Here is a 7,979-nt window from a genome sequence, read left to right on the forward strand (position 1 = left end):
AAAGCGGGTGTGAATATGGCTGAGTTGATCATCAAAGCCCGTTTTCCGTTTGCATCAAATCACGCGGCGATGGGCTATTGCATTTGGGCCATCGAAAACGCCAACCCGCGTGAGCGCGATGGGTTTCAACAAGAGTGCTACGCCTTGGATGTGATAATCCAACCAGATGATGCAGCCCGCGCCCGCCTCTTCGCAGACCGATTGTAAGCTACTGCTGGGCGTTTTCTTGCAGTAAGACCGCACTAACGGGAACCAAGGAGACGCGGTTCGCGCGATCTGCAAGGCCCCAGATCAGCAGTGCTGAAATGGTTTCAGCTTGCAAACGCCCCATCATGACCACGCCGCCTTCTTGTCCGGCGCGAAACGCCGCCTGATCCAAGAAGCGCCGCATCACGCTGGCCGATTGCCCGTTGCCATCAAAATCGCGAAAGACCGTTGCCGCGGGAATACCTTCACGGGCAGCCAGTTTACGCGCTGTGTTCAAGCCGCCCGCCTGAAGCAACATCCCGTGGCCACTATCCAATAGGATCTGTGTCAATTGATCCGCCATCTCGCGGCTGGATTGAACCCCCGTCGTGACGCCCTCCAAGATACCCACGGCTTCTGGAATAGCCGCCAAATATGCGCTCATCGCGACTTCAACATCAGATGGGTTTGACCCACGCGGCAAATCCACCAACGCTAGAACTTCAAATCCTTTGTCACGGTATGTCTGCATCCGTGCAGTCGCATCAGGGCCGTTGAAGTCAACCGCAAACGTCAATGGATAAGGGAACGATTCCAGGGCTTCTACGCCAAGCGCACCATCCCCTGAATCGATCAGAACAATCGCCATCAAAGGCTTGTAGCCAATGAGTTCAAATGGAACGGCGAAGCGTTCAATTGGAGGCGGAGCCACAGCGCTTACGGCGTCCGCGTCAGCTGTTTCGTCGTCTTCTTGGGCAAGAGATGGCAAGCGGCCAATGGTTACCGCCGGCGCGAGATTACCGACTGTGCCCTCTGGTTTTGGTAGTGCTGCGATGATCTCATCGGTGATGTTCTGGGATTCTCGGGCGATCTCGGTTGTTGCTGTGTCGGGCTCTGGCGCGATCGGATCAACAATTTCGGCTTCTTCTGTTTCTACTTCTGCGTCAGCAAATTCTTGCTCAATTTTTTCAACTTCATCGATTTCAGGTTCAGCCGCGATTTCAGTGCTCGCTGACGACACGTCTGTCTTTACAGCCTCTGCGACTGCGGACTCTTCAGAGGCGTCCTCATTCACAAGCTCCTCACCTGCGGTTTCTATCTCGGGTGTTTCGTCTGCAAGCTCGGGTGTTTCATTTACAGCCTCTTTCGCCGTATCAGTCATGGCTTCTGGCTCCATAACCTCTGGCTCAGCCTCACCAACCTTCGCCATTTCTTCTGACACACCGTCAGTAGGCATCATCTCTTCACTTACGGAAGGCTCAACTATGATTGCCTCGACAGGTCCGGCTTGGGGTGTTTCTGCAGTGATTGCGCGAACGCTTCGCTCTGCCATTTCAACAGCGCCCGGTTTAAAATCGGGATAGGCCAGTGAAAGACCGCCCGCGCCAACCACGGCAACAACGCCGCCCCAAATAACCCCTGAAAACACACCTCTTGCCACAGTAGACCCGCCTTAAACCGCTATGCTTGTTTCATCTGCAAGTTTGACCCTTTGCACGCCCCAAGACAAGGGGCCTCTTGACCCTTGTGCGCTGTCCTGAGCATGTAGGGCGCAACTGGGGTGTTAATGACACCTGCATTTGATGAATTGAGACTACCCATGCTGCTTTTAATCGATAACTACGACAGCTTTACGTATAATCTAGTACATTATCTGGGCGAACTGGGCGCGGTTGTGAAAGTTATTCGCAACGATGCCATGACAGCGCGCGCCGCGATGGCGCTGAATCCGGCGGGCATTTTGTTGTCCCCGGGTCCACGCGCACCCGAAGATGCCGGAATTTGTATGGATTTGGTGGCACTGGCCGCTGAAACCAAGATGCCGTTGATGGGCGTGTGTTTGGGCCATCAAAGCATTGGCCAAGCTTTTGGTGGTAAGATCGTGCGCTGCCACGAAATCGTGCACGGCAAGATGGGTCACATCAAGCATAGCAATGACGGTCTTTTCAAAGACCTGCCAAGCCCGTTTTCAGCAACGCGGTATCATTCTTTGGTCGTTGAGCGCGAAAACTTGCCCGACGTCTTGAAGATCACAGCGGAACTAGACGACGGTACTATCATGGGTCTGGAACATCGCGACTTGCCCATTCACGGCGTGCAATTTCATCCCGAATCCATTCGCTCCGAGCATGGACATGCTATGCTCCAAAACTTCCTAAATACAATGAAGGTTCCTGCATGAGTGACGCGCTAAAGCCCCTGATTGACGCCGCCGCCGACCGCGCATTATCGCGCGCGGAGGCTGAAGCCGCCTTTGAAATCCTGTTCACAGGCGAAGCAACGCCTAGCCAGATTGGTGGGCTTTTAATGGCCCTGCGCACGCGCGGTGAAACGGTTGACGAATACGCCGCGGCCGCCTCAGTCATGCGCGCCAAATGCAATGCTGTGGAAGCGCCCGCAGGTGCGATGGATATCGTCGGCACGGGTGGTGATGGCAAAGGAACGCTGAACATCTCAACCGCAACGGCCTTTGTTGTTGCGGGTGCAGGCGTCACAGTCGCAAAGCATGGCAATCGTAACTTGAGTTCAAAATCAGGTGCGGCTGATGCGCTTGGGGAAATGGGCATCGACGTCATGGTCGGTGTTGATGTGGTTGAGGCCGCGTTAAATGAGTGCGGCATCGCCTTTATGATGGCCCCGATGCACCACCCTGCAACGCGCCACGTGATGCCAACACGCGCCGAACTTGGGACGCGCACGATCTTCAATATCCTCGGTCCCTTGACCAACCCAGCGGGTGTTAAGCTGCAATTGACCGGCGCGTACCGTCGCGACCTGATCCGCCCGATGGCGGAAATTCTGGGCCAGCTGGGATCTGAAAAAGCATGGCTTGTGCATGGGAGTGATGGCACGGACGAGCTCAGCATTGCAGGCGTTTCATGGGTGGCTGCTTTAGAAAACGGTGCTGTCACTGAATTCGAAGTGAACCCCGAAGATGCCGGCCTGCCTATGCATCCGTTTGAGGATATCATGGGCGGAACACCGCAAGAAAATGCAATAGCCTTTCGCGCATTGTTAGATGGTATCCAAAGCGCTTACCGCGATGCGGTTTTGTTGAACGCGGCTGCTGCTTTGGTCGTCGCGGGAAAAGCCAAGGATCTTAAAACAGGCGCTGACATGGGCCGCGAAAGTATTGATAGTGGTGCCGCCAAGCGCAAAATTGAAGCGTTGGCAAAAGCCACGCATCCACAGACATAAAAGCAATTTTTCCAGAAAAATTGTCGCCCCGATTTTTCGAGAAAAATCGCGCTTTGAATAGGACGTCGAATGACACAAACTGCCCTAGATCGCATCAAATCTTATAAGCTAGAAGAAATTGAAGCTGACAAACGCGCCAAACCCTTGGCCGATGTCGAAGCCGAAGCAAAATCTGCGAGCGCCCCGCGTGGCTTTGCGGACGCTCTGATGCGCGCGTCTCTTGAAGGCTATGGATTGATTGCTGAAATCAAGAAAGCTTCGCCCTCAAAGGGCTTAATCCGCGAAGACTTTGATCCGGCGACACTTGCACAAGCTTATGAGCGCGGCGGGGCAACCTGTTTATCCGTCCTCACAGACACACCCAGCTTCCAAGGGGCCAAGCAATTCTTATGTGACGCACGCGATGCGGTCGCCCTGCCCGCACTGCGCAAAGATTTTATGTACGACACATACCAAGTCGCTGAGGCCCGCGCACTCGGGGCCGATTGCATTTTGATCATCTTAGCGTCGGTTTCCGACACGCAAGCCGCCGAACTAGAAGACGCCGCTTTCGGTTGGGGCATGGATGTGCTTTTAGAAGTGCACGACGCCGCAGAATTAGAGCGTGCTTCGATGTTGAAATCCCCCCTTATGGGCATCAACAACCGCAATCTGAAAACATTCGAAACGTCTTTAGACACCACGCGAGAACTTAGCCGCATGGTGCCAGAAGATCGCCTAATCATCTCAGAAAGCGGGCTGTTCACATCCCAAGACCTTGCCGACATGGCCCGTTACGGCGCGCGCACATTCCTGATTGGAGAGAGCCTGATGCGCCAAGACGATGTCGAAACTGCAACGCGCAATTTACTGCGCATGCCAACGGGTAATGCAGGCATGGGCGCATGAGCGGGCTGACCCACTTTGATGCCAAAGGCGAGGCGCATATGGTCGATGTGTCTGCCAAAGACATCACATCCCGCGTAGCGACCGCTGCCGGCTGGGTGCGCATGAGCGCTGAGGCGTTCGCGATCATCTCAGGCGGCACTGCGAAGAAGGGTGATGTCCTTGGTGTCGCGCAACTCGCGGGGATTATGGGGGCCAAAAAAACCCCCGATCTGATCCCTTTGTGCCACCCGCTTGCGATCGCAAAGGTCTCGCTTGACCTTAAGCTAGATGCTAATCTACCCGGCGTTCAAATATCGGCAACGGTTAAAACCACAGGCCAAACCGGCGTCGAGATGGAAGCGCTAACTGCGGTGAGCACAGCAGCCCTGACGGTCTACGATATGATAAAAGCCGTTGATAAGACTATGGAAATCGGAGGCATTCACGTAACGCTGAAAGACGGCGGTAAATCTGGGCGCTACGAGGCATCATGATCTCGGTAGACGACGCCCTCGCCCAACTCTTCGCACTTGTCACGCCTTTGGTAATCGAAGAAATCGCCCTCAAAGACGCAACAGGCCGCGTCCTCGCCAAACCTGTCGCAGCACTGCGTGATCAACCTCCCTTCCCCGCGTCTGCAATGGACGGCTATGCAATTTGCAGTGCAGATTATGTGGCAGGTCAGACACTTACCATTATGGGCGAAGCGGCTGCTGGATCAAGGTACGACGGGACTGTAAGGGCTGGCCAAGCGGTACGCATTTTCACAGGTGCTCCTGTTCCAAGGGGTGCAGATTGGGTTGCGATCCAAGAAAACGTGGACGCGAGCGGCGACCAGATCACTATTCGCGAGACGACAGAAACCAAATCCTTTGTCCGAGCTGCGGGGACCGATTTCAAAGTTGGTCAAACGTTGGATGCACCACAAATTCTAACACCAAACTTGATCGCCCTGCTTGCGTCCATGAACATCGCCCACGTTCCCGTGACACGCCGCCCTGATATTGCGTTAATTTCCACAGGAACGGAATTGGTCATGCCCGGCGAAACGCCCAGCGATGACCAAATTATAGCGTCCAACACATTTGGTCTGAACGCGATGCTGGAACAGTTGGGTGCGATCGTTCGTATCCTGCCAATTGCACATGACACCTTGCCCGCTCTTCGCACGGCTTTCGAAATGGCAAAAGGCGCAGACCTCATAATTACCATTGGTGGTGCATCTGTCGGGGACCACGATTTGGTAGGCGGTGTAGCGGCAGACCTAGGGATGGATCAATCTTTCTACAAAGTCGCAATGCGGCCCGGCAAACCGTTGATGGCGGGGAAATTAGGCGATGCAATGATGATCGGACTGCCCGGAAATCCTGTGTCCGCGATGGTTTGTGGAACAGTTTTCGTGATGCCCGTTGTGCGCACAATGCTTGGATTGGGCAAACATGCCACGCCCCACCAAACAGCGTCCCTTAAAGAAGATATCCCATCAAATGGCCCTCGAGCGCACTACATGCGCGCCGCAATCACGGACGGAAAGATAGCGCCATTTGAGCGTCAAGACAGCGCGCTTCTTAGCGTTTTAGCCCAAGCAAACGCGCTGCTTTTGCGCCCGCCGAATGATCCAGCGCGGCGCGCAGGCGACAAAGTCAGCTTCATTCCGCTTTAACAAAGTTGAACACTGAGTTGACACAAAACAAGAACAAGCGTAGAACAAAACAAACCCGCACCACGAGGAGGATGCAAGCATGTTGACTAAAAAGCAGTTAGATTTGCTCAAATTCATTAACAAACGCGTGCAACGGGACGGTGTTCCCCCTTCGTTTGACGAAATGAAAGAAGCGTTGGACCTACGGTCGAAATCCGGCATCCACCGTTTGATCACAGCCTTGGAAGAGCGCGGGTTTATTCGCCGTCTTGCCCACCGTGCGCGTGCGATTGAAATCGTGAAACTGCCAGAGAGTATGGGCATGAAACCCGCAGGGTTTGTGCCGCGTGTTGTGGCCGGTGGTAAACCTGACGCCCCCGCCCCACGTGAGGCGCGCCCTGTTGAAGCGATCCAAGCGATGGAATTGCCAGTGATGGGCCAAATCGCGGCGGGTGTTCCGATTGAAGCGATCAGTCATGCATCCCACAACGTGGCCGTTCCCAGCCAAATGCTATCAGGTGCTGGCAATCACTACGCGCTTGAGGTCAAAGGCGATTCCATGATCGACGCCGGGATCAATGATGGCGACACAGTTGTCATTCGCGAGACCAACACTGCCGACAACGGTGACATCGTTGTGGCGCTGGTTGAAGATCAAGAAGCCACGTTAAAGCGCTTCCATCGCAATGGTACCACGATCGCGCTTGAGGCGGCAAACCCAGCATATGAGACGCGGTTCTTCTCGCACGAGCAGGTTAAGGTACAAGGGCGTTTGGTCGGTTTGATCCGTAGCTATTAGTGCCCAAAACGCGCCTTACGTAGCGCTTTTGTATCCCAATATTGTCGGCCCGCCATAGCGCGGGCCGTTGTTATGTCTGCAATTCCGTTTTCATCAAATGTAATCGAGATGCTGCCTGTTTCGCGCAGGCGGTTGCGGTCGAAAATTTCGCATGTCGCGTCCCCTTTATAGGCTTCTGAAAACACAACGATGTCTTTTCGATTACAGCCTTTGAAACCTGCCAGCCCTCGCTTGCCAGACGCGGCATGCACTGAATGCCCACCCGCATTGATAGTCCTACCCCCTTCCCAACGCCCGGCTGCACGCTTTTGGAAAATGGCGTCACCATCATTCTCAAGCCAAACACTTGCGACAAAACCCGACCCTTTTTCTTTGCTCAATGCGCGTCCGCCATCGCGCAGCACACCCACCAAACTTCCGGTATCTGAAATCAGTACATCAGGGCGTTGAACTTGCGCCCAAACCAGCAGCGCGATGCATACCGGCAAGAGCCCAACCAAACGAACCTTAGACATCATTAAGGCCATCCAAAGCAGCCCAAGACAAAGCGAGAAAAATGCCCAATCTGGCGGTGCGGGCACTTTGCTGACCGCGTCGGGCCAGTGGGAAACGGCGTCCGCGACGCCAAGGATCCAGTCCAAGCCATACCCCATCAGCATCAAAGGGATCCACTCCAAGTGCAGAGGTAACAGACACACCGCCACGACCGCCATAGGGATCACAAGAACCCCCATCAAAGGGACCGAGATGAGGTTTGCGAGCAAGCCATAGTGCGAGATCATGTTGAAGTGTGCAGCAGCTATGGGAAGGGTCGCAAACCCTGCAACAGCTGAGGAAATCAGCGTTCCTACCGAGATGCTCACAATTGGATTGCGCGGTGCTTTTCCTGCATTGCGCCTGTTCATGATTGTGAAAACAACGACCAGAGCAGTCGTAGCAGCAAATGACATTTGAAACCCTGGCCCCGTGATCGCTTCGGGTCGTCGCACCAAGATGATAAGGGCCGCCAAGGCCACCGCGCGCAAGCTGATCGCACGCCTCTCTAGGATCACCGCGCCCACTGTGACCGCTGCCATCACGAATGCGCGTTCGGTCGCGATTGAACCGCCTGAGAGGCCAAGGTAACCCGCCGCTGCAATCAATCCGCCAAAGGCTGCAAGCTTTTTCGCCAGTCCCCCTGCCGCGATTGAGGGGATAAGAATCAAACCAAGGCGCAGAGCTGTGAACACGAACCCCGCCAACAACCCCATATGCAGTCCAGAAATGGCGAGCAAATGCGCAAGATTA

At 54.7% G+C, this 7,979-nt stretch carries 9 protein-coding genes; 7 read left to right on the forward strand and 2 right to left on the reverse strand.

Annotated features, from left to right (window positions below; translation table 11 throughout):
• On the forward strand, positions 1-207 hold a 207-nt coding region (locus QZ279_RS00685), incomplete at its 5' end, for a hypothetical protein (protein ID WP_293446868.1).
• Between the two features lies 1 nt (position 208).
• On the opposite strand, the gene QZ279_RS00690 is transcribed toward QZ279_RS00685, so the two are convergent.
• Entirely contained in the window at positions 209-1,627 is a 1,419-nt protein-coding gene (locus QZ279_RS00690) for a polysaccharide deacteylase family 2 protein (protein WP_293446869.1), read from the reverse strand.
• Between the two features lie 159 nt (positions 1,628-1,786).
• Between QZ279_RS00690 and QZ279_RS00695 the strand changes: the two genes are divergently transcribed.
• From QZ279_RS00695 to lexA, 6 genes are all read left to right on the forward strand, one after another.
• Positions 1,787-2,368: an aminodeoxychorismate/anthranilate synthase component II gene (locus QZ279_RS00695; RefSeq protein ID WP_293446884.1), complete on the forward strand. Its 582-nt coding sequence runs from the start codon at positions 1,787-1,789 to the stop codon at positions 2,366-2,368.
• Positions 2,365-3,384 (forward strand): anthranilate phosphoribosyltransferase, encoded by a 1,020-nt coding sequence (gene trpD / locus QZ279_RS00700; protein ID WP_293446870.1) that lies wholly within the window; start codon positions 2,365-2,367, stop codon positions 3,382-3,384. Before QZ279_RS00695 ends, trpD begins: the two co-directional genes overlap by 4 nt.
• 69 nt (positions 3,385-3,453) lie before the next feature.
• Complete coding sequence (gene trpC, locus QZ279_RS00705) at positions 3,454-4,272, forward strand: indole-3-glycerol phosphate synthase TrpC (RefSeq protein ID WP_293446872.1); 819 nt, start codon at positions 3,454-3,456, stop codon at positions 4,270-4,272.
• Positions 4,269-4,745, forward strand: a complete 477-nt coding sequence (gene moaC, locus QZ279_RS00710; RefSeq protein WP_293446874.1) for a cyclic pyranopterin monophosphate synthase MoaC — start codon at positions 4,269-4,271, stop codon at positions 4,743-4,745. Before trpC ends, moaC begins: the two co-directional genes overlap by 4 nt.
• On the forward strand, positions 4,742-5,914 hold the full coding sequence (glp, locus tag QZ279_RS00715; RefSeq protein WP_293446876.1) for a gephyrin-like molybdotransferase Glp: 1,173 nt from the start codon (positions 4,742-4,744) through the stop codon (positions 5,912-5,914). Before moaC ends, glp begins: the two co-directional genes overlap by 4 nt.
• Positions 5,915-5,993: 79 nt before the next feature.
• Positions 5,994-6,692: a transcriptional repressor LexA gene (gene lexA / locus QZ279_RS00720; protein ID WP_293446878.1), complete on the forward strand. Its 699-nt coding sequence runs from the start codon at positions 5,994-5,996 to the stop codon at positions 6,690-6,692.
• On the opposite strand, the gene QZ279_RS00725 is transcribed toward lexA, so the two are convergent.
• Positions 6,689-7,979, reverse strand: a 1,291-nt coding sequence (locus QZ279_RS00725) for a ComEC/Rec2 family competence protein (RefSeq protein WP_293446880.1), incomplete at its 5' end; no start/stop codon positions are given. The genes lexA and QZ279_RS00725 overlap by 4 nt on opposite strands.

Source organism: Planktotalea sp. (assembly GCF_018607965.1).
Classification (GTDB): Bacteria; Pseudomonadota; Alphaproteobacteria; order Rhodobacterales; family Rhodobacteraceae; genus Planktotalea.

Bases quoted from the DNA above. Each gene is read 5' to 3' on its own strand.
- lexA (WP_293446878.1), top strand. From the start codon at position 5,994: ATGTTGACTAAAAAGCAGTTAGATTTGCTCAAATTCATTAACAAACGC.
- moaC (WP_293446874.1), top strand. From the start codon at position 4,269: ATGAGCGGGCTGACCCACTTTGATGCCAAAGGCGAGGCGCATATGGTC.
- glp (WP_293446876.1), top strand. From the start codon at position 4,742: ATGATCTCGGTAGACGACGCCCTCGCCCAACTCTTCGCACTTGTCACG.
- trpD (WP_293446870.1), top strand. From the start codon at position 2,365: ATGAGTGACGCGCTAAAGCCCCTGATTGACGCCGCCGCCGACCGCGCA.
- trpC (WP_293446872.1), top strand. From the start codon at position 3,454: ATGACACAAACTGCCCTAGATCGCATCAAATCTTATAAGCTAGAAGAA.
- QZ279_RS00695 (WP_293446884.1), top strand. From the start codon at position 1,787: ATGCTGCTTTTAATCGATAACTACGACAGCTTTACGTATAATCTAGTA.